The sequence below is a fragment of the Bacillota bacterium genome, assembly GCA_012837285.1.
In the GTDB taxonomy this organism is placed as follows: domain Bacteria; phylum Bacillota; class DTU030; order DUMP01; family DUMP01; genus DUNI01.
Window position 1 is genome coordinate 27348 of sequence record DURJ01000025.1, and the last position, 25917, is coordinate 53264.

General features: G+C 54.4%; 24 protein-coding genes. All 24 read right to left on the reverse strand.

From position 1 onward, the window contains the following. Positions 1-26 precede the first annotated feature (26 nt). Positions 27-2399: a phosphoenolpyruvate synthase gene (gene ppsA, locus GX016_01515; GenBank protein ID HHT70241.1), complete on the reverse strand. Its 2373-nt coding sequence runs from the start codon at positions 2397-2399 to the stop codon at positions 27-29. Between the two features lie 190 nt (positions 2400-2589). Continuing rightward, positions 2590-2832, reverse strand: a complete 243-nt coding sequence (locus tag GX016_01520) for a glutaredoxin family protein (GenBank protein HHT70242.1) — start codon at positions 2830-2832, stop codon at positions 2590-2592. Between the two features lie 75 nt (positions 2833-2907). Further along, positions 2908-4896: an excinuclease ABC subunit UvrB gene (gene uvrB, locus GX016_01525; GenBank protein HHT70243.1), complete on the reverse strand. Its 1989-nt coding sequence runs from the start codon at positions 4894-4896 to the stop codon at positions 2908-2910. Between the two features lie 288 nt (positions 4897-5184). After that, complete coding sequence (locus tag GX016_01530; protein ID HHT70244.1) at positions 5185-6378, reverse strand: trypsin-like serine protease; 1194 nt, start codon at positions 6376-6378, stop codon at positions 5185-5187. A 126-nt stretch (positions 6379-6504) separates the two neighbouring features. After that, positions 6505-8478: a TRAP transporter permease gene (locus tag GX016_01535; GenBank protein ID HHT70245.1), complete on the reverse strand. Its 1974-nt coding sequence runs from the start codon at positions 8476-8478 to the stop codon at positions 6505-6507. A 4-nt stretch (positions 8479-8482) separates the two neighbouring features. Beyond that, on the reverse strand, positions 8483-8986 hold the full coding sequence (locus tag GX016_01540; protein ID HHT70246.1) for a DUF1850 domain-containing protein: 504 nt from the start codon (positions 8984-8986) through the stop codon (positions 8483-8485). A 90-nt stretch (positions 8987-9076) separates the two neighbouring features. After that, entirely contained in the window at positions 9077-10039 is a 963-nt protein-coding gene (locus GX016_01545; protein ID HHT70247.1) for a TAXI family TRAP transporter solute-binding subunit, read from the reverse strand. A gap of 194 nt (positions 10040-10233) precedes the next feature. Next, positions 10234-11400, reverse strand: coding sequence for a peptidoglycan DD-metalloendopeptidase family protein (locus GX016_01550; GenBank protein ID HHT70248.1), 1167 nt, complete (start codon positions 11398-11400; stop codon positions 10234-10236). A 24-nt stretch (positions 11401-11424) separates the two neighbouring features. Further along, complete coding sequence (locus GX016_01555; protein ID HHT70249.1) at positions 11425-12312, reverse strand: ABC transporter permease; 888 nt, start codon at positions 12310-12312, stop codon at positions 11425-11427. Further along, positions 12302-12988, reverse strand: a complete 687-nt coding sequence (gene ftsE, locus GX016_01560) for a cell division ATP-binding protein FtsE (protein HHT70250.1) — start codon at positions 12986-12988, stop codon at positions 12302-12304. Before ftsE ends, GX016_01555 begins: the two co-directional genes overlap by 11 nt. 173 nt (positions 12989-13161) lie before the next feature. Further along, positions 13162-13608: a DUF523 domain-containing protein gene (locus tag GX016_01565; GenBank protein HHT70251.1), complete on the reverse strand. Its 447-nt coding sequence runs from the start codon at positions 13606-13608 to the stop codon at positions 13162-13164. Further along, positions 13605-14549, reverse strand: coding sequence for a transketolase family protein (locus GX016_01570; protein HHT70252.1), 945 nt, complete (start codon positions 14547-14549; stop codon positions 13605-13607). The genes GX016_01565 and GX016_01570 overlap by 4 nt, the downstream gene beginning before the upstream one ends. Before the next feature lie 13 nt (positions 14550-14562). Beyond that, a complete protein-coding gene (locus GX016_01575; protein HHT70253.1) occupies positions 14563-15387 on the reverse strand; it encodes a transketolase in 825 nt (274 codons plus the stop codon). Positions 15388-15416: 29 nt separating this feature from the next. Then, a complete protein-coding gene (locus GX016_01580) occupies positions 15417-16154 on the reverse strand; it encodes a WecB/TagA/CpsF family glycosyltransferase (protein HHT70254.1) in 738 nt (245 codons plus the stop codon). A 1-nt stretch (position 16155) separates the two neighbouring features. After that, positions 16156-17253, reverse strand: coding sequence for a polysaccharide pyruvyl transferase CsaB (gene csaB, locus GX016_01585; protein ID HHT70255.1), 1098 nt, complete (start codon positions 17251-17253; stop codon positions 16156-16158). Continuing rightward, positions 17246-19126 carry a hypothetical protein gene (locus tag GX016_01590; protein HHT70256.1) on the reverse strand — a complete coding sequence of 627 codons (1881 nt, stop codon included), beginning with the start codon at positions 19124-19126 and terminating at the stop codon, positions 17246-17248. The genes csaB and GX016_01590 overlap by 8 nt, the downstream gene beginning before the upstream one ends. Positions 19127-19142: 16 nt before the next feature. Next, complete coding sequence (gene pelF, locus GX016_01595; protein ID HHT70257.1) at positions 19143-20231, reverse strand: GT4 family glycosyltransferase PelF; 1089 nt, start codon at positions 20229-20231, stop codon at positions 19143-19145. Continuing rightward, positions 20212-21570, reverse strand: a complete 1359-nt coding sequence (locus GX016_01600; GenBank protein HHT70258.1) for a hypothetical protein — start codon at positions 21568-21570, stop codon at positions 20212-20214. The genes pelF and GX016_01600 overlap by 20 nt, the downstream gene beginning before the upstream one ends. 28 nt (positions 21571-21598) lie before the next feature. Continuing rightward, the gene (locus GX016_01605) at positions 21599-22162 is read right to left on the reverse strand and encodes a hypothetical protein (protein ID HHT70259.1); all 564 of its coding nucleotides are present in this window, start codon (positions 22160-22162) and stop codon (positions 21599-21601) included. Between the two features lies 1 nt (position 22163). Then, positions 22164-22655 carry a DUF4330 domain-containing protein gene (locus tag GX016_01610; GenBank protein HHT70260.1) on the reverse strand — a complete coding sequence of 164 codons (492 nt, stop codon included), beginning with the start codon at positions 22653-22655 and terminating at the stop codon, positions 22164-22166. Then, positions 22639-23784, reverse strand: a complete 1146-nt coding sequence (locus GX016_01615; protein HHT70261.1) for a glycosyltransferase family 4 protein — start codon at positions 23782-23784, stop codon at positions 22639-22641. The genes GX016_01610 and GX016_01615 overlap by 17 nt, the downstream gene beginning before the upstream one ends. Positions 23785-23815: 31 nt before the next feature. Continuing rightward, positions 23816-24226: a hypothetical protein gene (locus tag GX016_01620; protein ID HHT70262.1), complete on the reverse strand. Its 411-nt coding sequence runs from the start codon at positions 24224-24226 to the stop codon at positions 23816-23818. A gap of 16 nt (positions 24227-24242) precedes the next feature. Further along, a protein-coding gene (locus GX016_01625; protein HHT70263.1) for a peptide chain release factor 2 occupies positions 24243-25344 on the reverse strand; the annotation gives its coding sequence in 2 pieces (ribosomal slippage) (positions 24243-25268 and positions 25270-25344; 1101 coding nt in all). 343 nt (positions 25345-25687) lie between these two features. Then, on the reverse strand, positions 25688-25917 hold a 230-nt coding region (locus GX016_01630), incomplete at its 5' end, for a hypothetical protein (protein HHT70264.1).

Consider the following 25917-nt stretch of genomic DNA (forward strand, 5'->3'; position numbering starts at 1 on the left):
GAGAGGGTTGCCCCTCTCTAATCTTCTTACGCATTAGATACTTCTTGGCGCATATTTCTCAGCATTATCTTTCGCTCCACTGAAGCCACTATGCGCTTGGTATATACCACTGTATCAGGATTTACACTCATGCTGTCGACGCCTTGCTGCACCAGAAACGAGGCAAACTCCGGATACTGAGAAGGCCCCTGTCCACAGATGGAAACGGTCTTATCATACTTGTGCGCCGCCTGGATCAAAATTACAATAGCCCTCTTCACCGCTCGGTTTCGTTCATCAAAGTACCCCATGCGGTTAAGAATCCCTGAATCCCGATCGGCTCCCATGATGAGCTGGGTTAGATCATTGCTGCCGATACTGAAGCCATCCACCTCTTGGGCAAACTCTTCAGCCTCAAAAATAACCGATGGCACTTCAGCCATAATCCAGAGCTTGAAGTTATTTCCCTGCACCAAGCCTTCGCTGACCATGATCTTTTTGACTCGCTTCAGTTCCCAGATAGTGCGGACAAAAGGTAACATCACCCAAACATTGGTCAAGCCAAACTCTTCCCTCACCTTACGGATAGCCTGACATTCCAGCCGAAAACCTTGTTCATACTCAGGTGAAATATAGCGCGCCACACCACGCCAGCCAATCATCGGATTGTTTTCTATCGGTTCCACCTCTTCGCCGCCCTTTAACCCGCGGAACTCATTAGTACGAAAATCGCTCAGCCTTACCACCACCGGGCGAGGATTAATCACCTGTGCCACGGTGCTGATTCCTGCCGCCATTTTCTCCACCAAAACATTCCCTTGACCGGTCTTCACCAAATACATGGGATGCGCCCCAACCAGATCCGAAAAGATAAACTCTGTCCGCATCAGTCCGATGCCGTCAAACGGCAATGCCCGATACTTGTCTATCAGCGAAGGCTGACCCAGGTTCATGTAGATCTTGGTAGCAGTGACCGGAGTTAGCTGGGTGATAAGCTCTTCGTTGATAACAGCGCTCATTAGGCCCGCTTGATTCCTGGGGCCCGGTTGCTTCTCCTGGATAACTTCCCCGGCATAGACAACACCACAGGTGGCATCAACTGTCACCTTACTGCCTTCGGCCAATACCGCTGTTGCCACCTTGGCGCCCACTATGCAAGGGATACCCAGCTCTCGGGACACAATAGCGGCATGACAAGTGCGCCCGCCTTCGTCCGTCACCACAGCACTGGCCTTGCGCATGGCCGGGACCATGTCGGGATTAGTCATCACCGTAACCAAGACGTCGCCGGCTTCAATGCGGGCAATTTCAGTTACGTCTTTTATCTTCTTCACCGTTCCGCTACCTAGGCCGGGAGAAGCAGACAATCCCCGCACCAATACCTTAGTCTTACCGGCAGCTTCCTTATCCATCGGTTTTCCCTCTCCTTTGAAGGTAGTTACCGGACGGGCCTGCAGAATATACAGTCTGCCTGTGTCCTGATCATAGCCCCATTCAATGTCTTGATAGCAGCCGTAAAGGTCCTCAATCTTACGCCCGTATTGTACCAACTGCATAATCTCCGCTGCAGTCAGACACTGAGCCCGGATCATATCCGGTCCCAACTGATCAGCTACCGGCACGTTTCTAGTGCCCGACCCGTCTGGGCAATCTACAATCATGACGGTTTTCTCAGCTATGTTCTGATCAACAATGGACAGGGTATTCTTATCTACCAGGTATTCATCCGGCGTCACTAGGCCGGAAACCACGGCTTCGCCTAAACCCCAGCTGGCATTGATCATCATCTGCTCCGGATCGTTGGTTACCGGATTGGCTGTGAACATCACCCCCGACTTGCCGCTGTTTATCATCTTTTGGACCACAACACTAAGGGCCACTTCCAAATGGTCAAACCCTTGCTTTTCCCGGTAGTATACTGCCCTGGCGGTCCACAGAGAGGCCCAGCACTGTCGTACATATTCCACCACCGGCGCCGGACCGCGAACCTGCAAGAATGTGTCCTGTTGCCCGGCAAAAGATGCCTCCGGCAGATCTTCAGCCGTGGCCGAACTGCGCACTGCCACCGCCGGATCGGTTGTGTTTATCTGCTGGCCGAGCTGCTCATAGGCGGTGCGAACTTCCAATGAAATCTCCTCCGGTACAGCCGAGTTGACAACAAGCTCTCGTATCCGTGCGCTCTCGGTCTGCAGCCGGGAAGAATCCTCCACCTCCAGCCCGTGAATAATCGCAGCTATTTTCCTTTCCAGCCCGGCAGCCCGAAGAAAATACCTATAGGCATCAGCCGTTAGGCAAAAGCCCGGTGGCACTTCTATCTTATTTTGGGTCAGCTCGCCCAAATTAGCCCCCTTCCCCCCCACTAGCGCCACGTCATCTTTAGTAACTTCGTCCAGCCATTTCACGAACCGATACTGGTGCAAGACAAGTCCTCCTTTTTGTCTCATGGTTACATTATAGCACATTTAACGCAATGTGCTATCCCATGTTCTCCACACTAAGATTATATGCCTACAACTTTCTGTTACTTGCTCATATTGACATAAAAAAGCCTCGCCCTCCCCACCACCTACCATCAGGTCAGAGGGGACGGCGAGGCCGCCAAATTACTTGTTATAAGCCTAACAGCTCACTGATCCGAGTGCGGTCGAAACCGACTACCACCTGATTGCCAATCTTAAGTGCCGGTACGGCCGAGCGACCGGTCAATCCGAGCATTTCCTGCCTCGCTTCTCGATCAGCCGCCACATCCTTTTCTGTGAAGGTGACGTTATGCTGGGAAAGAAACTCCTTCACCAAAGTGCAATAGGGTCACGTCGGCGTAGAATACACGATCACCGGAACCTGTGTTGACATACTTTTTCCTCCTCTTAGCCTTTACTCATATTCTATCCACATTTTCCTTGCCTGTACAGGGTTTTTCTGCCAAACCTATTTCCCCAGCAACATCTTGGCCTCTAACAACAAATCCCGCCACTGGGCTGCCTCCTCGAAGGCCAAGCGTTTGGCAGCTGCGTGCATCTTTTGTTCCAGCTCACTCACCCACTGCCGTAATTCGGCCGCTGACATGGCTTTAACGCTCTTTTCCCGGGGCAGATATTCTTCCACCTTCTCGGCTACTTTAGTCGCTTCGATTACATCACGAACGGCTTTCTGTACTGTTTGCGGTGTGATCCCATGATCCTGGTTATACTGGGCTTGGATCTGTCGCCGCCGATTGGTCTCCTCCAGGGCTTGGCGCATAGAATCGGTCACCGTGTCAGCATACATAATTACTCGGCCGTCTACGTTCCGCGCTGCTCGACCGATGGTCTGAATTAGGGACCGGTGCGACCGCAAAAAACCTTCCTTGTCGGCATCCAAGATCGCCACCAAAGATACTTCCGGTAAATCTAGGCCTTCACGCAGAAGGTTAATGCCAACTAATACATCAAATTCGCCCAGACGTAGGTCGCGAATTATCTCCATTCGTTCCAAGGTACCGATGTCCGAGTGTAAGTAACGCACGCGCACACCGGCATCGAGGAGGTAATCGGTTAAGTCCTCGGCCATGCGTTTAGTTAAAGTGGTTACCAACACCCGTTGACTTTGTTCGACTCTAAGGCCGATTTCGTGCAGCAAATCATCTATTTGACCCTGAGTAGGCCGAACCTCAACCTCCGGATCCAGCAACCCAGTAGGCCTTACCACCTGTTCCACTACCTGCTCACTAACCTCAAGTTCAAACGGTCCCGGGGTAGCCGAGGTAAAGATTACCTCTTTGACCCGGTGGATAAACTCATCAAACACCAACGGCCGGTTGTCGTAGGCGGAAGGCAAGCGAAAACCGTACTCCACCAAACTGTCCTTGCGCGAACGATCGCCGGCATACATAGCATGCAGTTGCGGAATAGTCATATGCGACTCGTCAATGATAACTAAGTAGTCTTGGGGGAAAAAGTCCAGCAACGTATACGGCGGCTCTCCCGGAGCTCGACCGGTCAGATGGCGGGAGTAGTTTTCTATCCCCTGGCAGTAGCCCAGCTCGGCCAGCATCTCCAGATCATAGCGGGTTCGCTGCTCCAAGCGATGGGCCTCAAACTGTTTGTCTTGAGATCTAAGTTCGGCTAACCGCTGCTTTAGTTCAGCTTCTATGGAGGCCATGGCCCGCACTCGAGTCTGGATCGAGGTAACATAGTGGCTGGCCGGATAAATGGCCACATGCCGCCGTTGTCCCAGCACCTCACCGGTTAAGGTGTCGAATTCCAGCAGCGAATCGATCTCATCGCCAAAAAATTCCACCCTAATTGCCCGAGCGCTGGCAGCAGCCGGAAATATTTCCACCACATCACCGCGTACCCGAAACTTTCCTCGGCTCAGCTCTAAGTCATTACGACTGTATTGCATCTGCACCAGTTTCTTCAATACTTCATCACGATCCCGCTCATCTCCGGGCCATAAAGACAACACCTGTTCCCGGTACTCTTCCGGTGAGCCTAAGCCGTAAATGCACGAGACGCTGGCCACCACAATCACATCTCGCCGCTCCAGTAAAGCACTGGTGGCAGCATGGCGCAGTTTATCTATTTCATCGTTGATGGACGCATCTTTTTCAATGTAAGTATCAGTGGTGGCAATATAAGCTTCCGGTTGATAGTAGTCATAGTAGCTGACAAAATATTCCACAGCGTTGTCCGGAAAAAACTCGCGGAATTCACTGCACAACTGAGCCGCCAGAGTCTTGTTATGGGCGATTACCAAGGTAGGTCGCTGCACAGCTTCAATCACCCCGGCCATGGTAAAAGTTTTACCGGATCCGGTAACCCCAAGTAAAGTTTGGTGTTTATAACCCGCCCGTATCCCTTGGGCCAAGCCCTCAATAGCTTTAGCTTGGTCGCCCCTGGGAACAAGGTCGGTTTGTAAGCGCAGTCTCTGCTCCATGCTAACTCACTTCCCCTTTTAGAGAGCCTGAGATCACGGTCCCACCGGCCCTGGCTTCGCCGCAACTCCTTCATCAAAAAGCGCGGGCCGTTACGCCCGCCCTGGTTTCTTAATTTTATTCTAACACAAAACATTGCCTCCCGGCAATGAACATAAAATCGCCATGTTCACAGACTACCCGCACATTTTACGGGCCGGGACAAAGCCCGGCCCCCACGTGTCGGTTCACAGGTTGTATCAGTGTCAAGGAGCTAAGAGCAGGGGAGGGTCTCTGCGCCCTCCCGGTACTTATGGTTTCTCCTCGATCTCCACTAAGCGGAACAATGTTCGTCCGTTGCGGTAAACCTCTAGCCCTACGTTGCTGCCTATTTTCTTCTTTTGAATGATTTCCACCAGGTCTTGAGCGCTCTCCACCACATCATCATCTACTTTTTTGATCACATCGCCCACCTGGATACCTGCCTTAGCAGCCGGGCTCCCGCCTATAACTTCACCCACAATGGCTCCGCGTCGATCCGGCAACTTAAAGTACTGCTGCAGATCTGCGGTTACATCTAAGATGGATACCCCCAGCCAAGGACGTATTACTTTGCCCTCGGTCCGTAGCGAACCCATCACTTCCTTAGCCGTATTGATGGGAATGGCAAATCCCAGGCCTTGACCTTCAGTATTCACAGCGGTATTGATACCGATTACTTCGCCGTTCAGATTTAGCAGGGGGCCGCCGCTATTACCGGGATTGATTGCCGCATCAGTTTGCAGCAGGTTCTTGTAAATTCGATCCTGTACCGGTACCGGCCGTCCTTTGGCACTCACCACACCTACAGTAACCGTGTGATCCAGCCCATAAGGGTTGCCGATGGCCACCACCCACTCGCCTACCCGCGTACGGTCCGAATTGCCCAGTTTGACCGTAGGTAGGGGCTTGGGAGCATCGATCTTCAATATGGCCAAGTCCAGCTCCTTGTCCGTTCCAACTACTTTGGCCGGAAAAACATCATCATAGCCGGACACAGTAACTTGCACTTCTTCAGCACCGTCCACCACATGCTCATTGGTGAGGATATAACCATCGGAACTGGTGATAAACCCGCTGCCTAAACCTTGGCTTCGACGATCCCCTGGAACCGACGGAATGCGATCACCAAAGAAGTAACGGAAAAAAGGATCGTCCAAAAAAGGATCAATTCCCTGACGTTTTTGTACTACAGTGGTATTGATCATCACCACTGCCGGCCCTACCTGATCCACCATATCAGCAATGGCATCAGGATCTCCCCCGGGGAGAGTACTTAAGACCGGCGCCGCTGCCTCCTCGGCTGGAGCAGCTTGAGCCTGTCGGTCGCTCTTTTGGGCCGAATCCCCTTTGGCATCAAAAACAGCCGTGCACCCGGCAGTTACGATAACACCAATCAGAAGAGCAACCACTGCCACCCAGACATAACTGTTCTTCTGGTTGAAGCGGCACCAAAAGTTACCCATCTGAACATGCACCTCCTAAACATAACCTAGTTACCCTTCTACCTTAAGATTGTACTATCCAGGCTTATCTCTGTCTAGGAGGTGCACAATGTTTTCACAAATTCTTCAAAAAGATCCCCGCTCAATCTAGGCCGCAGTTGTCTTTTCTTCAGCTCTTCTAGCCCTTAGTACTTGGATAAAGAATCCTCCTCCTAGAAGAGCGAGCCCGATAAAGTCAGTGAATTTGCCCGGGTCCAGCATTAGCAGCCCGCCGGCCAGTAAAAGCAACCGTTCCGGCCAAGTAACATCTGTTAGCAGATACCCCTCCACCGCCGCCCCAATACCAACCATGCCAATTATGGCTGTGGCCATTACCCTAAGCACCAACGGCAAGGTAGCATTCATCATCAGCAGTACTGGCGACATTACAAACATATAAGGTACTAGAAAGGCGGCAATAGCCAGCTTAGAGGCATTAAAAGCCGTTTTCATCGGGTCTCCCTTAGCAATTCCGGATCCGGCATAAGCAGCCAACGCCACCGGCGGGGTAACGTCAGCAATAATGCCAAAGTAAAAAGCAAACATGTGGGCGGCCATGGTCGGTACCCCCAGCTGGAGTAAAGCCGGGGCCGCAATCGTAGAGGTAATAACATAGTTGGCCGTGGTGGGAACACCCATGCCCAGAATAATAGAGGCGATCATGGTAAAGAACAAAGTCGGAAGCAGTTTTCCCCCGGCAAAGTCAATCAGGGCGGTAGCCATCTTTAAACCCAGCCCGGTCTTGGTAACCACGCCGATAATAATACCGGCGGTAGCGCAAGCGATCACCACGCCGAGGGCTCCCCGGGCACCCTGCTCCAAACCGTCCACAATATCTATCAGCTTTATTCGTGTGGACCGACGCAGCATACAGGCCACAATGGACAGCAAAATAGCCCATAAGGCGGCTCTCATGGGTGTGCGCCCGGTTACTAACAGATACACAATAGCTACCAACGGTAAGATCAGGTGCCCTTTCTCCAGTAACAACGGGCCCACTTTAGGCAGTTGGTCGCGCGGTATCCCTTTTAGTCCCAACCGCTTAGCTTCCAGATGCACTCCACTCCAAATGCCGATGTAGTATAAGACAGCCGGAATCACCGCCGCTTTCACCACTTGGATATAGGGTACGCCGGTAAATTCGGCCATTAAGAAAGCGGCTGCTCCCATAATCGGCGGCATCAGCTGACCCCCGGTAGAAGCCGCCGCCTCCACAGCACCGGCAAATTCGGGGCTGTATCCCAAGCTTTTCATCATGGGGATAGTAAAGCTACCGGTGCCGGCCACATTGGCCACAGAGCTCCCGGACACAGTGCCCATTAGTGCACTGGACAGCACTGCCACCTTGGCCGGTCCGCCACTGGCCCAGCCGGCTAAAGCGTTGGCCAAATCAATAAAGAGCTTGCCCATTCCGGTTTTTTCCAGATAAGCTCCAAAGAGAATAAACAGAAAGATAAATGTTGAAGATACCCCTAGCGGAATACCGAAAATCCCCTCTGTAGTAAAGTACAGGTGGTATACCAACTGTCTCAAGCCCACACCCTTATGGGCCAAAATCTGGAGCTGCTTAATTGGTAACCCTACCAAATAGGGTCCAATAAACGCGTAGACTACAAAGATGCTGGCCACCAATACTATAGGCAATCCTACTACGCGCCGCGCTGCTTCCAGCACAAACAACACCCCGATGGCACCGACAACCAGGTCTGCCGGTGTAACGGTTCCGGCTCTGAGCACCAACTCTTGGTAATTCACCACAACATACAGCGGAACACACGCCGCTACTATAGCCAGCACCACATCCAGCGGATGCAGCTTGGTTCGGGACCAACTGCCCCGGCTGGGATAAAGGAGGAATACCAATGCCATACCAAAAGACAAATGAATAGAGCGCTGAATCTGAGCATCCAGCACACCAAAAATAGCAGTATAAAGTTGAAACAACGAGAAGCAGATGGCAATAGCCGATATCACTCGACTGGCGAATCCTGTCAGGCGACGATAATCCGATTCCCGGTCGTATTTGGCCAAAAACTCATCTACGTCAATTGTCTCTTCCGATTGAATCTTCGGTGTATCCACCAAGTTACCCTTCCTCCTTACTCAGTTTGTAGCTGAGAAGCTGAAGCAGCGACAGGTCTTTAGCTCTGAGCTTTATCTTCGCTCCGGGAGCGAAAGAATCATTAAATTTATAAGTCCGACCTCGCACCACCAGCGCTTGTTCGGCCACAGGCATCGCTCGAAGGACCAAATCGGGGAAATGCCTGTTCAGGCCGGTCAAATGAAACTGCCCTTCTTTGTTAAGTAGCTGGCCTTCGCCAACAGCAAAAGGCAAACCCACCCCTAAAGATTCGTACCGTGTGGCTACCAAAACCAAATCGCCGTTTTCTCCCACAATAAAATCTTCCCAGCAAAGTGTCTTCTGAACTGAATGCCGATACCGCAAGCTAAAACGCCGCTCCAGCCCCAGAAAGGGTTGCCAAACCAGCTGTCCATGGGCGTCCTCAACAGCGAGATGAGGTAAAGGGAAATACAATAACCCTACTATCCATACCAGCGCCAGCAGCAATATCGCATATCTTCTGCTCATATAGAGCTGGGCACTGGACGAACCAGTGCCCAGTCACCTCCAACTATAGTGCCCCGAGGGCAGCTAGAGTACCTGTGCCGGCTCGGGTTTTTACAGGATTCCCTCTTCCTTGAAGTACTTTTCCGCGCCTGGATGCAGCTCTACGGGCATACCATCCAGAGCTCCTTCTTTGGTGATCATTTTGCCCACTGCATGGGCCGTCACTAACCGATCCAGGTTACTGTAGATGGCTTTGGTGACGTCATAAGCCAGGTCTTCATCCATATCCTCCGTGACCACCAACATAGCCATTACAGCCACAGAGTCCACATCAGCATCCTGTTTTGGATAAGTTCCCGCCGGAATCACCACTTTGGTATAGAACGGGTACTGTTCAATCAGTTTGTCGGCAATGCTCTCTTCAACCTCCAGCAATACCACCTCGTGCTGAGCAGCGATATCCTGGATAGCAGCCGTGGGGAACCCAGCGGTTACAAACGCCACATCTACGTTGCCGTCTTTAAGGTTGCTGGCCGCTTCAGCAAAGGACAGGTATTGAACGGTAATATCATTGTAAGTGATCCCGTGAGCTGCCAGAATCTGGCGGGCATTAGCTTCCGTGCCGCTGCCAGCCGCTCCCACAGCCACGCGTTTACCTTTCACATCGGCAATACTCTTAATTCCGGTTCTGCCCAAAGTAACGATCTGAATGGTTTCCGGATAGATGGTAGAAATACCGTACAGTCCGCCTACCTTCTTGCCTTCGAACATCTCTTCGCCGTTAGCAGCATAATAGGTGATGTCGTTTTGAATAAAAGCCATCTCTACTTCGCCGTCTTTTAACATGTTGATATTGGCAACCGAAGCCCCCGTGCTCTGAGCACTGGCGTTAACACCTTCCACGTTCTTGTTCAGTATGTCGGCCACAGCACCACCCAACGGGAAATAAACTCCAGCCGTTCCACCGGTAGCAATGTTGACAAATTGCGTTTCGGCCGGTTCCTCTGGTTCTTTCTCGGCCTCTGGTTCTGGTTTGGGAGTACAACCTGCTACCAGAACCAGCACCAAAAACATTGCCAGCAGAATTAGGAACCCATTACGTCTGACTGTTAACACTTGAACCCCTCCCTATGAGTATTCAATGCTTTGCATTAATTCTACCTGTATAACCCAAACTCCTTCTTTTTTGTAACCAGTTTGTAATAAAAAATCTGTACTCAATGTATAAACACCGGAGCCGGCCTTATTCAGGTCGCTCCGGTGCTGTGCTATAACCAGCCCAACGGATCTTCCGGTGTGCCGTTGACCCTTACTTCAAAGTGTAAATGCGGCCCGGTGGAAACACCGGTACTGCCTGCTTTGGCAATAGCTTGTCCCCGCTGCACTTTTTGACCCACCTTTACCAGTAAAGCTGAGTTATGTCCGTACAGGGTAGACGTGCCGCCGCCGTGATCGATAATTACTGCCTTGCCATAGCCACCGTACGAACCGGACATAATAACCGTGCCATCGGCCGCCGCTACCACTGTCTGACCGTATGATGCAGCAATGTCCAGTCCGCTGTGAAGTCTTCTCGTTCCAAAAACCGGATGGGTCCTGTAGCCAAAGTAAGAAGTGATGGATCCCGCTGTGGGCCAGGCCATGGCCCCTTTTCCCCGCACGACGGTGGCCGGATCATCAGGCGACTGCAAGCGGCGGATAGCCAGTTCCAGTTCTCGCGATGTTCGTTCCAGTTCGTTTAGTGCTTGCTCATAAGCCTTCTTCTCATTAGTGATCTGCGCCAACAATTCTCCTCGGGCCCTACTTCTGGATTCGATAGTCTGCTTCTTGGTTCGAACCGAACCCTGAAGGCTGAGCAGCTCTGTCCGTTTTTTCTCCAGAGCTTGCTTCTGAACTTCAATTTCCGCTTGTTTCTTTTTAATACTTTCCATGAGCACAACATCTTGGGCCACGATTTCTTTTAGTAAATCAAACCGGTTTAATAGATCGCTGAAGTCCCCAGAAGAGAGCAGGACTTCTATGTAGCTCACCGATCCATTTTCCTGCATGGCCCGCAGGCGTTCGCCCAGGATGTCAATTTGTTCGGCCAGTTCGGCTTCAGTTTTCTTCAACTCCGCCTCAGTCTGACGCAGATTATGTTCAGTAGTTTGCATTTTTTGGTTCAGAACGGCCAGCTCATGTTCTGCTTCTTCTAACTGCCTCTCCAGCGTATTAAGCTCCGCCGTTAGGTTCCGTTCTTGTTTCTTGGCCTGCTGTAGTTGCTGCGAGGTAGCTGCTTTCTTTTCTTCAACCTGACGCAATTCCCGCTGCTTCTCATCCAGAGGATTAGCTTGGCCCCAGGCCGGAACCGCGGCTGTCCATAGAGCCACCAGGCAAAGTACCATGGCCATGGATGCCAGCCAACAGCGTCCCCTTCTCCGATCTTGCTTACGCATAGTTATTCCTCCCCGTGCTCATGTTCAGACCCGCAAGAACCGGCGCATGGAAATGGCACTGCCCAAAGTCCCCACTAGAATACCGATCCCAACCAACAGCAGCTGCAACCGACCCAGTATGCTATCAGGGTGCAGCAAGGGAATAAACGGCAGTGTCTGGTAAACACCGGCGGCCAACCAATGGTAAAAGCGAACCACCAATATTAGCGCCGGAACACTGCCCAGCAGGCCCAAACATAGACCTTCGAGAACAAAGGGCCAACGAATAAACCAATCGGTAGCTCCCACCAGTTTCATGATGCTAATCTCCCGGCGCCGGGCAAAAACCGTCAACCGTATCGTGTTGGAAATAAGAAAGATTGTTGCCCCCACTAACAGCAGCACCACTGCCAAACCGGCCAAGCGGATGGCTTTAGTCAGTGCAAACAAGCGTTCAATAATTTCTTCCTTAAAACTGACTTTGGCCACGCCGGGTAGCCCTTTCAGTTCTTCCACCACCGGCTTTACATTGGTGGGTGTTAGGGTACGTACCTCCAGGGCATTGCGCAGAGGATTGTTCTTTTCCACCGAAGCCAACAGATCCTTGCGCTCACCGAACTGCTCCTTGAGCCGCTCCAAAGCCTCTTCTTTGCTGATGAATTTGACCTCCCGTACACCAGTCAGCCCCTGGACTCGGGCTGTGATAGCTGTAATTTCTTCCGCCTCGAGCTCATCTTCTAAGTAAGCACTGACTTCCACCTGGTTTTCCAGTGTCAAAGCTATGTGGTTAAGATTAACCGCTCCCAGCAGAAACAGGCCCAGAATCAAGAGCGACAACGCCACCGTACTTATTGAGGCCAAAGTCATAAACCGGTTACGCACCAAGCTGCGGCCGGCTTCGCGCAGGTAAAACTCCCAGGTGCTAAATCTCACCGCCATAGGCCCCCTTTTCCTCGTCCCGCACCACACGCCCTCGTTCTAGCTCCACTACCCGGCGCCGGACGCGATCTACTATCTCGTGGGCATGGGTGGCCACCACCACGGTAGTGCCGCGTTGGTTAATCTCCAGCAGCAACTTAACTATTTCCCACGAAGTCTCCGGATCCAAGTTCCCAGTTGGTTCATCGGCCAACAAAATAGGCGGATTATTCACTAAGGCTCGGGCTAACGCCACCCGCTGCTGCTCTCCCCCTGACAGTTCTGCCGGTTTGGCTCGTGACTTGTGCGCCAGTCCTACCAAATGCAACACCTGCGGTACCCGCCGGTAGATTTCGCGGCGCGGCACTTCCACTACTCGCAGAGCAAAAGCGACGTTTTCAGACACAGTTCTTTCCGGTAGCAGGCGAAAATCTTGAAAGACCATCCCGATGCGGCGACGGAAAAACGGTACCTCCCTGGGACGTAACCGCCCGGTTTCCACTCCGTCTACTACAATTCGTCCTTCGGTAGGAAGCTCTTCGCGCAACAGCAAGCGGACAAAAGTGCTCTTGCCGGCGCCACTGGGCCCCACCAGAAATATAAACTCACCCTTGTTTATCTTCAACGTCACCTTATCAAGAGCGTACGTATCGCGATTATAAATCTTGGTGACCCGGTCAAACTCGATCACCTGTTGTCACACTCCCTATTTCGACTGCTTTTATGTCTTGTTCTTCTCTTTCGCCAGATGATGTAAGTTCTTCGACAGGGGTAGATAAAAATCCTTTTTTCACTTGCTTTCCTTCTCAGGCAAAATAAGGAACCGGCAATCTACCGGTTCCAACCCAAACAGTTGTGGTTATCTTATGCTTTCTTTACCTCTATGCCAGTAGCTGTCAAGGCAGCGGCCAAAACCCCCTGCCCCTGGCGTAGACGGCGCTTAAAGCTGCCGTCGTAAATTAGGTACACCCCGCAAGCCGGGCTCTTCTCTTTTAAGATGGCCTGCCGAACACCTAAGCTCTGGGCCAAAGCCACTCCTGCTTGGGCTCCGCAGACATAAGCTTCAGTTACATCCTGGCCGTGCGAATTAACTACTCGGGCTTTACCCTCCAGCACGTCTTCGCCGCTGCCGCCTTGAATCTCCGCCGGCCAGCGTGGCACCGCCAGGCCGCCGGCAACCTCGGGGCAAAAGGGCACCGCCCGTCCCTCTTTTACCATAGCTTCTATGTCTGGACACCCACTGGCGGCCCCATCGTAGCGACACCGCCTCCCGCTCAGACAGGCGCTTACTAAGACCGGTGCCGCTTTCATATCCTTTTCCGGGCCAAAACCCGTTCCGCCGCCGCGCCCACGTCCTTGGCCGTCAAGCCATAGAGCTCCAACAGCTCAGTCGGCTTGCCCGACTGACCAAACACATCTTTAACCCCAACCCGTTCCAGCGGAACCGGACAGTGTTCGGCCAAAACTTCGGCCACAGCGCTTCCCAACCCGCCGATAATACTATGTTCCTCGCAGGTCACCACGGCTCCGGTTTGCGCCGCCGCCTGAGCCACCTGCTGCACATTCAAGGGCTTAACAGTGGCCACATTAACCACTTGGGCGCTAATACCCTTTCGAGCCAAATACTCCGCTGCTTCCAAGGCCACCGCTACCATAAAGCCGCAAGCAAAAACAGTCAGATCACAGCCGGAACGCAAAGTCGCAATCTCCCCTAGCTTAAACTCATAGTCACCGTCACAGACCACTGGCACACCTGCCCGTCCCAAGCGAACATAGACCGGTCCCTGATGCCGCGCTGCCGCTCGAATCACCTGCTTCGTCTCCGGAGCGTCTGCCGGTACCAACACTGTCATCCCCGGTAAAGCTCGCATTAAGGCCAAATCTTCCAGAGTTTGGTGGGAAGCCCCGTCTTCACCCACGGTAATGCCGGCATGAGTGGCACAAATCTTGACATTGAGCTCTGGATAAGCGATGGAATTGCGCACCTGGTCAAAAGCCCGACCAGTGGCAAACACAGCAAAAGTGCTGGCAAAAGGAATCTTCCCAGCCGCTGCTAAACCGGCTGCAGTTCCCATAAGATTCGCCTCGGCAATACCCATGTTGAAAAACCGCTCCGGAAACAGCTTGGCAAAGCCAGCCGTTTTCGTAGATTGGGATAGATCCGCGTCCAGCACCACTAACTCCTTCAGCTCCCGACCCAGCTCTATCAGGGCCTGGCCGTAGGCGTCCCGGGTAGCAATTCTTTCGGTCACGTCCCGACCCTCCTTACACCAACTCAGCTAAGGCGATTTTGGCTTGCTCATCAGTCGGCGCCTTGCCGTGCCAGCCAGCCTCATTTTCCATAAAGGACACGCCTTTGCCTTTAATTGTATGACAAATAATCATGCTGGGGCGCCCAGTGGAAAGCTGGGCCGCTTCGGTAGCAGCAATAATCTCCGTTAAGGAATGTCCGTCCACAGTGAATACCTGCCAGCCAAAAGCCTTCCACTTGTCCGGAAATGGCTCCGGGTTTAGCACCGACCTAATCGGGCCGTCGATCTGCAACTGGTTATAATCCAAGTAGGCAATGAGATTGTCCAGCTTGTAATGGGCTGCCGCCATGGCCGCCTCCCATATTTGGCCTTCCTGGCACTCGCCGTCACCCAGCAGCGCATACACCCGCCAACCGGCCTTATCCAGCTGTCCGGCCAGCGCCATGCCACAGGCGCATGATAAGCCTTGGCCTAAAGACCCGGTGGACATTTCCACCCCCGGGACTTTTTTCATGTCCGGGTGCCCTTGAAGCGGGCTGCCCAGCTGACGGAGTGAAATCAAGTCAGCCACTGGGAAAAAACCCCGCTCAGCCAAGGTTGCATACAGCGCCGGTGCGGCATGTCCCTTAGACAGCACAAACCGGTCCCGCTCCGGCCAGTCGGGTCTGCCCGCGTCCAGTTGCATAAAATAAAAATACAACACCGTCAGAATTTCCACCGCCGATAACGATCCTCCGGGGTGCCCTGACTTGGCAGCCTGAGTCATTCTGATGATGTGTTGCCTAATAAGCCGAGCCTTTTCCTCCAGGTGCTGCTCCAATTCAGGATCCAGTGCCATTTCCCTGCCTCCAGTTCATTATGTATTCCTTATTCTGTCCCTGGGCGTCTCGCCTTCAATACCATCCCCGCAAAGCGCGGCAACTGCCAGGCCCGCTTCAGCCGGCGTGGGTCGGTTACAATCCGATACAGCCATTCCAGACCCAACCGTTGCCACAACAGCGGCGCCCGCTTAACCTGTCCAGCCATAACATCCAAACTTCCGCCCACCCCCAGGGCCACCTTTACCGGGAGCCGGTTAACATAACGGGTAAGCCACAGCTCTTGTTTCGGCGCCCCTAAAGCCAACACTAGGATATCCGGCTGCAAAGCTTGAAGCTGAACTAGAATCTGTTCTTCTTCCCCGGGGTCGAAATAGCCATGGTGAGTCCCGACCACCAGCAAATTGTCATAACGGGCCTGCACACGCTGCGCCGCCTCGGCCGCCACCCCCGGACGGCCTCCGAAAAAGTAGACTGTATAACCCTCAGCCGCTGCCAGGGCCAGGAGGCGCTCCAGCAGGTCGATACCTGGTACCCGCTCCTTAAGCGGAGTACCTAGCTGCCGTGCCGCCCAAACAACTCCGATCCCGTCCGGCACCGTAAGGTCGGCCGCTGTTAAGGCAGCCTTGAGTTCCGGATTATCCTGAGCCAAAGCAATAATCTCGGCATTAGGAGTAAAGACTAACCGGGTTTTGTCCTCTCTCAGCCAGACAGACAACTGGGCTAGGGCCTGGTCGGCAGTAACGGAACTTAAGGGTACACCTAGAATCCAAACTCTATCATCCACCCTAATTTTCTCCTTTAAGCAGAGCAACAGCCAGCTCGGCGTTGCGCCAGGCCAGTTCAGCTAACTGTTTGGCGGCTACTTCTAAATCTGTCTTGGCTTGCCGCCGCTTGAGCCACAGATTGGCCAGCTGCTCAGCCACATGATCTCCATCCAGGCATTCCACCGGTCCGCCCACCGGCTGCCCGACAATATCCAAGAAGCTGGCCACCTTAGGATCATAGACAATACCCACATGGGGCACAGCCTGCAAAGCGGCAAAGACCAAAGCATGTAAGCGGATCCCCAGCACTATATCCATCGCCCCGTACAAAGCCATGGTGGTGGGAACAGCGGTGCGTTCAGTAATAATTGTGGCCGGCTGCTCCATAAAGGAGGCCACTTGTTCTGACGCCGTTACGTCCCCTGGGTGCTGTAGCGGCAAGAAAACCACTTCGGCCTTATGAGCCGCGGCAAACTTATCAATGGCCGACGACATCACTTCCTTGAACTCTTGCCGGTCCTGCCACTCCCGTACCGACACCCCGATACGGGGCCGGTCTGAGCCTACCCCGCCGCGCCGTAGCACTTCCTCGGCCGCCTCTCTTGAGGCCGGCTCCAGTGTAAAGACAGCATCAGCAGTGAGCAGCAGTGGCGGCCGGGTCACCCCTAATTCTTGCAGGATTCTCTTGGACCCTTCATCGCGCACCGTGATCAAATCGACCCAATTTCCCAGCCAACGTACCAACAGCCGGTTAAACGGGTTTCTGATCGGCCCAACCCCGTTACCATAGAGCATCACTTTCTTACCTAACAGTTTGGCTAGTGCCACCACACCCAGATAATAGGGGATCGAACGGTTGCTGGTAATATCTTGCAGCAGGCTCCCGCCACCGCTGATCAACAGATCAGCCGACCGCAAAGCCCGGCTCACCGCCCACAAATTACCTCTGGGCTCGGCTTCCACGTTATAAGTGGCCGCCGTCTCGTGCGGGTTTCCCGATAACACCGCAATCTCCACTTGGGGGATAAGCTGCCTTAATGCCGCCACCTCAGCCGCCAAAATGGCTTCATCACCTGCATTGCCAAAGCCAAAGTAACCGGAGAGCACCACTTTAGGCATTACGCTTTCCCCTCCTTGCTACAAAATTACCGACCCCCAGCAGAAGGGCCCCCACCAGAGCCCCGCCGCCCAATCCCAACAGCGATCGTACCAGGGAAATCGCAACCGGAGTATGGAGATGAACAAACGTATTTATCAGCGAAGCCTGCCCCACTGCTGCTAGAACCAACAGCTGCGGCCGGTAAAACTTATCCTCAGCCCAACCGGCAGCAGCCAACATCAGTGCCGGATGTCCCACTAGAAACTCTTTTGTCCGCGGCCGGGCAAAAAGAGCCGCCTCCAAAAAACTGCGGGCCTTAAGCTCCCAGGCCGGTATCGGGATAATAGAGGCGTTACCGCTGCGGTTAAACAACACCCACACCGCTACCCCCAGCAACCCTGTTACTAGCAGCTCCACTGGAGCAATCTGTTTCTCCTGCCACCAGCGGCGGCCCCGCCATTGTTCCCCATAGGCTACCGCCAGTACCAAAGCAAAGGTAATCAAGTAAGCCACTTTAATGCCGGAAAATACATGCAGCTTTAGCAGGAAGTCAATATCCCCCAATAAGCCTTGGACAACAACTCCACCCAGCAGAGTCAGTGCCGCTGAACCCATCAGGGCTGTCAGCCCCCGCATCACCGGTGCGGCTGTCTGGCGCTGGGCGGTGCTTAAAGCCTGAAACATGGCTCTGGCCGGCAAAAAACCGGCGATGGCCAAGGCCGCCCCTTTGCGCAACCACATCAGTATCAGCGGCGGCACCAATAGCGCCACCAAACCGGTACCGGCACCAACTAGCACCCAGAGCATCCACGGCCACCGCTGCCGGTAGACAAACAGGGCCGGCGTCAAACCTAACATGGCCGCCACAACTGCGCGGTTGGCCTGCCGGGGCGGAAACGACTGCAAAGTACCCAGCTTCATGCCGGCGGCGGTTAGGGCTGCGGCCGTACGGCTCAGATGGGTCCGATTAGCATCCACCAGCGACTGACCTTTTTGGGCCGCCGGTACCTGCCACAGCAAATGTAATACCACTAAGCGTACATTGCGATCTCGCACAGCCAGCAAATACTCCTGGTAGATAGTATGTACCGGCCGCTCGTAGACACGCACAGTTTTGTAATCGCCGGCGGCTGCCACAGCGGCTGCCCCTAACGGCGGGTCAAATTCGGGCACCCCCTGGACAATATCCAGTTGAGCCAGCCTAGATCCTACTTCCGGCCCAGCCGCCGCCGGCAGCGGGCCCGGAATCAGGGCTGCCGGTTGCAGTTGGGCCACATCATTTAGATCCAGCTTTAGTTCTCCCAGCGTTTTCGCACCGTCCAGCCAAACCAACACCGGTTCAAAGCCCAAGGCTCGAACAGCAGCTACTTCGCTGGGTGAAATACCAATCCCCACTGGAGTCAATTGATCCCGGTGCACCGACACAGCCAAGGCGTACGTATTATCCGCTGCCCAGGCCAAAGTGCGTACTTGATCCGGAAAACGCCGCTGTAGACGCTCCTTTAGCCGGTTAAACAACTCCTGGTTAGTCGTCAGCACATAAGTGTCCTGAAGCCGAAATTCCTCCTCCGCTGCGTCCTCTGAGCTCAGCATCTGAGTCAGTTGGTAGAGTTCCCAGCCGGTCAGAACTTGAATGCGCCCCGTTTGCTTCAGTCGGCCCAGGGTATCCTCACGCACAGTCATATACCCGGCTCCTTCCGGCTGCAGTTGCTGGACCAGCTCGGCGGTCGGAACCCCTGCGGCTTGAGCCACACCTTGGGCCTCCTGCCAATCCAGAGCCAACCCCACCTGATCATTATTGCTGATTAGAACATTATTCGGTATTACAATTGTCAGGGCCAGCACCGCCAGTACCAATAGAATTACCATCCAGTATGGGTGACCTGTGCGCAAAGGCCCAGCCTCCCCTCTAGCTCTCCACCAGCTCGCGGTATAGTTCTGCTGTACGCTGAGCCATAGCCGCCTGGGAAAATTGTCGCCGTACCAGTTCCTGTCCGGCCCGGCCCATGGCCAGTGCCTGCTCCTCATGCTCCAGCAGTTGCAATACCGCCTGGGCCACTGCCTGCGGCATCCCCGGTGGTACCAGTAGGCCGGTGTGTTTCGGTTGCACCACCTCAGTAATTCCTCCCACTGCCGTGGCCACCAGGGGCTTACCGGCCGCCATGGCCTCCAACAGTACCAACCCCTGGCCCTCCTGGCAAGAAGTAAGCACCGCCACATCCAGCGCCGCCGTTACCGCCGCAATATCGGGCCGATAGCCGAGAAACTTGAACTCCTGGTGTAAATTCAGCTTCTGGGCCAGATCCGTTAACCTTTGCTTGAGCGGACCTGTTCCCACCAGGACAAACATACAATCAGGGCGCTGCTGCTTAATCAAGGCCGCTGCCTGGACAAAATTCTCGGGTGCCTTCTCCGGAACCAGCCGGGCCACCATCCCTACCAGCGGCCGGCTGCCTACCCCTAGCTCCATCCGTACCGCCGCCCCGCTGCAGTTGGAAAACTCCTCCACTGCGATCCCGTTGGGAATAACTCTTATCTGCTCCGGCAGCACACCCTCGTTCACTAGGCCCACAGCCACCGCCTGCGATATGGCAATAATCCGGTCAGTGAGCAGCGTGTTGGCCCAAGTGTTAAGATAACGGCGCCCCTTAGGCACCTCTTTCCTTGCACCTAATCTATGCCGGGTCAATACTATTTTCGGGCTGTGCGCCAGCCGGGCCGCCACCCGCCCAGCCAAACTGGCATGGGTGTGCACCACCTGGTAGTTCTCCCGTGCCAGCAGAGCATAGACCTGGCCCAATACCGGCCAGCTCCAGGAAGCGTCAGCTCCACTCAGCCGATGAGGGTGAAAACCGTGTCGCCTGAGCTCCTGCTCCAGCTCGCCCCCGCCGGGACAGGCCACGCTTACCTCCCATCCTTCTTTAGCCAGGCCGGGCAATAAGTTCAACAAATAGCGTCCAGCCCCGCCTACCTGAAGGTCACTGGTTACATGCAGCACCCGCAGAGCCGCCCGCCCCCTTTCCCATGGCCACCGCTAGCCCCAGCGTCAGCCAAAAAAGCAAGGTTAGCTTAGGACTGTACCAAACATTATCCACTGCTCCATGGAGCAAAAAACCGGTTAGAGCGGCCAATAGCGCCGCTAACACCCCCCGGTCATGGTAAGAAAGCCGGGGCAATACCATAAATGAACGGGAAAACACCGCCAGCAGCAGCCAGAGGAAGGCCAGCAACCCCGGCACCCCCAGCTCCAATGCCAACTGCAAGTAAAGATTATGGCTATGAATAGCCGGAGTCCCTGCGATCATAAAGCGGGGATAAACCTGATTAAAGGCTGCCGTCCCCGGTCCGATACCGGTGAGCCAATAAGCGGCAATCATTTTGAGAGATGCCGCCCAAATAGACAAGCGGAACACATTGGAGCTGTCCTCCAAACTGCCGATACTGGCCGCTCGACTCACCACCTGCTGTGGAGCCAAAGCCGGCAGGGCCATGGCCACCAGCGCCGTCAATACCAGCAAACGCGGCTCCCAAACCAGGCCGAGAACCAACACCCCGGTCAACGCCGCCAACCAGCCGCCGCGGGAAAAAGTAGCCACCAGGGCCGCCCCGGTCACAACTGCCACTCCGGTCCAAATTAGCTTGCCCCCGAACCGCCGCTCTGTCAGCCACAATACCAGTGCCACCGGCAAGACAAAGGTTAGGTACTCAGCAAAAATGTTCGGATTGTCAAAGGGGCCAAAGACTCGGGTTTTAATTTCCTCAGCCTGTTTCAGATCGATCCAGGACAAAGAAGTTTGAATCCCGCTCTTGTATTGCAGCAAACCCATAAGGCCAGCCAGCATTCCAGCCAACAACAAGCCCCCCAACAGCCAGGATACATCCCGCGGCCGCGGCAACATCGCGGCCAGATAAAAAGTCGCCAAGTATAACCCATAAAGAGGCAATACACTCAGGCTGCCGGTTTTAGCCACCGAGGAACAGGCAGCCAAGCCCACCAGGGCAAAGAATATCCCGCAAGGCAAATCTACACCGGTGAGCAAAGTCAGGCTCCGCCCTCGGACCCACCTCTTAACTATAGCCACCCCTGTTGTGAGCAACACTAACCGGCCGATAAGAGACGTGGGCAAAAAAGCCAGTCCGGCCAGGATCAAATACAAGCCCCATTGCGGTCGCTGCCAAATGTAATAAACAGCAATGGCCGCCACTACATACTTAGCTGCCTCCTTAGCCGGCAGCATTGTCACCAGCAAGGCCAGCAGGAGCCCTCCGGCCAACCCCCAGCCTAAGCCAGGGCCATCTATACGCTTGTCCAGAGTTGTCAAGGAATCCACTGGCATAGTGCCGGCCTCCTTACGCCTGAATCAATCACTCTGCTCCCGCTCCCAGGTTGAGCAACCAGCCGGCCCACTGCAGCAACCTGCTGCCGCTGGCCCATTGCTGCCAATTACAGGGACGAAGCAGCATTAGTCCCCCCAGGGGAACCAGTACGGCCGCTGCCGCTAGCCGCCGGCCCGTCAGTGTACCTAAGAATCGTCCCCAAACCACCATGCCTAAAGCCAAGCCCAGCAGCAGTCCGGCCCCAAACCGGGCTGCCCCGGTCTGGCCTGACTCACAACGGCTGGCCCAGCGACCCACCCAGCTAGCGCGCCAGGCTGTTTGCAGCCGCTTGGCCCCGGCCAGGCCCAGCGTATTTAGCCCCTGACCGAGCCGCGCCGCCATCTGAGCCATCCGGCTGTGAGCCAACCATCCCTGGGCTCCCCAGTCCAGGCGCACCACCTGGGCCGGAAAACTGCCCCGGCCCAACCAAGACAGGGCTTGACCCAATCGGGTTAGAGCCTGGTCCGTAACACTGGTTTCAGCCGCTGTCGCTATGGCAGCCACAATCCGTAAAGTTATGCTAGTCTGCCCATATTTTTTCTTAAGGTCCACTTTATTCGTCCACCTTCACACCAAATACAATGCTGTTCACAGCCGATTTTTGTCCCTTCACCTGGGCATTGGCTCCCACTCTCATCTCATAACCGCCCAGAATAATTACATTTTCTGTCACCTGACCCTGGCCGCGAACAGTTATATAGACATCCTTGCGATACGGGGCTTCAGCCAACACCAGCTGTCCGTCCGCCGTCTCCACTTCTTTCAGGGCCGGGACCACTTCTTTCTGAACCAATTTACCCAGCACCGCATTGGATTTGGTATTGAAGATGGTGTCGCCTTCAGCCAGAGCGTCAGCGGTGGCCGGTCTCACGTCTTCTACCAGCAGTACTACTTCTACTGTCTTTAGTGAGCTTGGGTTCACTGCCCGGAGCAGCCGGGATTTCAGTCCCACTCTGGTGGCCACAGCAGCAAGCAAAAGTATCACCGCCAAATCCACAATGTTTATCAGCCCCAATAGACGTCCTTTGTCATCTATTAGCCGCATGATCGCTCCTCCTTAGGGCCTTATAATATACCTGTTCTACTTCTTGTGCCATCTGGGCCAGAGAGAACTCTGTTAGCACCGTCTCCCGACCAAACTCTCCCAGTTCGCCAGCCAGATGTGAATCAGCCAATACCTTGTCCACAGCACCGACAATAGCTTGGGCCGCTGTCTGGTGATTGCTCCCCCGGCCGCTGAAGTTGTGCCGTCGGGCTGCCGGCAGCAGGTCCGGAGTCAGAAGTCCCATAAACCCGGCCTCACCGGCAATCACCACTGGCTTAGCCGAAGACATACCCTCCAAGATCACCCGGCCGACCCCAATCACCACCGTAGCCGTGGCGATAATCGCCGCCGTATCGGTCCGGGAACCGGTCACCAAAATGGCCGGCCGCCGAAAGTCCTCGTTCACCTTTTCGGCCCAGCGCTCAACCTCCAGCAACTTGTCTCCTTCGCCCACAATGAAAGCAGTCAAGGTGGGATAGCGTCGGAGCAGTTCCGGTACAGCCTCAATCACCTTCAAGGCGATCTCGCCTCGGGCTCCGGTTAAGCGGCTGATGTAAACCACTTTTGGATCCGCCGCCGACAATCCAAACTCGTCCAAAATCGGCTGGGGGTCCACATCAGCGGCGAACCGAGCCGTATCCACTCCGTTCGGAATCACAGTGACATTATCCTCCGGCACCCCGAAATTGCGCACCATATGGGCTTTCACATCCTGGCTCACAGCAATGGCTTCATCGCCCCAAGCTGTCAAAGCCCTCAACCCCAGGTTGGTACTATAAATACCATGCGCCGTGGTTACCAACGGCCGCCTAGTCCAAGAAGAAACAAAGTGCCCTATCCAAGCCGGGATGCGTGCGTGGGCGTGAATCAAGTTAATATTCTGGTCGTGGATAATGTTATTCATGAGCCGCAGGGCGCGCAGCATATCCCAAGGGGCGCGGCTGTGTAGCGGCACCTTAACATGCTTAATTCCGGCTGCCCGAAGCTCTGCTTCCAGACAGCCGCCCTGTGAAGCCACCACCACTCGGTGGCCGCGCTTATTTAGTTCCTGAGCCAACCCCACTACATGGGTCTCAGCGCCCCCGGTCTCTAGAGCCATAAGCGCTAGCAGCACATTTAGGCTGGGCATCTTCGTTCCCCTTTCCTCGCTGCTAATTCTATCACTCCAAGGTCATACCGCCGCGCACCAGTACCACTATATCTGTCAGTGCCTTCAGACCCCGACCGTCGCTCCGCGGTATCAATAATAAATGGTTAGCTGGTATAGCTTCTCCGGCTTGAATGTCCCTGCCGGCAGTGAGATCCGATATACCTCCCTGAGGCGTGGTAATGGCTGCAGCCCGGCCGGCGCGCAGAACCATCTCCGTTCCGGCCTCTCCCCTCAGTACCGCTCCCGCTTCCAGCTCCAGCACTTGCAAGCGGACCAGTTGATCCAAATAACTCTTGGCCACCAGGGGATCCTCAGCCGTCCCCGGGTCCATTCCCGAAGCCGCTCCATCGGTTGGCATCAGTGCCAAACCCACCGCCATCATCAACACCAGTCCCAACAGCAACCAGTTGTTTCGGTTCATCTCTTCTCCCCCTGTGCTATAACTTCAGCTTCAAATAGGCAGCAATAAAAGCATCGATGTCACCGTCCATAACAGCTTGCACATTCCCGGCCTGTTCCCCAGTACGATGATCCTTTACCATGGTATAGGGTTCAAATACATAAGATCTGATCTGACTGCCCCAAGCAATTTCCCGCTGCTCGCCGCGCAGTGCCGCCAGCTTCTGCTCTTCCTCTTTGTGTTTAATATCGAACAACCGGGCCTTTAGAATCCGCATGGCCGTCATCCGATTGGAATGTTGAGACCGCTCATTTTGACAAGTCACCACAATCCCTGTGGGTAAATGAGTAATACGGACAGCGGAATCAGTCTTATTTACATGCTGACCTCCGGCTCCACCGGCCCTGAAGGTGTCGATCTTGAGGTCATCCGGTTTAATTTCCACGTCCAGATCGTGATCCACCTCCGGGATTACATCCACCGACGAAAAAGACGTATGTCGCCGTCCGGCCGCATCAAAGGGCGAGTGTCGCACCAACCGGTGCACCCCTCGTTCCCCTTTCAGATAACCGTAAGCATTCGGACCCGCCACCAGAAAAGTAGCGCTCTTAACCCCGGCCTCATCGCCGGGAAGCAAATCCCAAAGTTCTACTTTGTAATCGTTTTTCTCCGCCCAGCGGGTGTACATCCGCAGCAGCATGCTCACCCAATCCTGAGCCTCGGTACCGCCGGCACCGGCATGGAGCGACACAATGGCGTTGCACCGATCATACGGTCCCGCCAACAGCGCTGCCAATTCTAGGGCCTCATAACGCTGACGCAGCGGTACCAACGCCGTCGCCACTTCCTTGGCCGTGTCAGCGTCGCTCGCCTCAGCTCCCAGTTCACATAGAACCAGCAGGTCTTCCGCTTCCTTATTCAGCTCGGTAAACCGCTGAACCTCTTCTTTCAGCCCTGTCAGGTCCGGCATAATCTTTTCTGCCTGAGTCGGGTCGTCCCAAAAGCCGGGCTGAGCCAGCAGTGCCTCTAGCTCTTGTACCCGGGCCCTCTTACCGGCGATGTCAAAGAGAAGCCCCCATTTCCTCTATTTGCTGGATCAACTCAGCCGTTTCCCGGCAGAGATCGTCGTACAGTAGCATCTGCATCACCCCTTCAGTTTTATCGTTAGCGAAGGAGACAAGACTCTTCACTCCGTTCAGAGTGACACGGACGACATACCCCTTTACTGTCATCCTGAGCGCGCCTTACACTGTCATCCTGAGCCCCTTATACTTTGTCCTCAGCGAAGGAGCCAAGACTCTTCACTCCGTTCAGAGTGACAGGGACGACATGCCCCTTTACTGTCATCCTAAGCGCGCCTTGCACTGTCATCCTGAGCCCCTTATACTGTCATCCTGAACGCAGTGAAGGATCTTTTGCTCTTCACCGCACCTAGAACCATGGATTGCCTGGTTTTCATATCCATTGACCTTGTATTAGCTATCAGCCTCCGCAACATTTTTTATATTTCTTGCCGCTGCCGCAAGGGCAGGGATCGTTGCGTTCGATTTTTTTGCCCTGACGCCGATAAGGCTGCTGCGGCCTGTCGCTGTCACCGCCGGCGGTGACGTTGCGCACCGCGCTTCGACGCTGGGGTGCCTGGGCAGTTAACCTAATCTTAAACAAGTAGCGTACCGTATCCTCCTGGATCCGGGCCACCATTCCTTGGAACA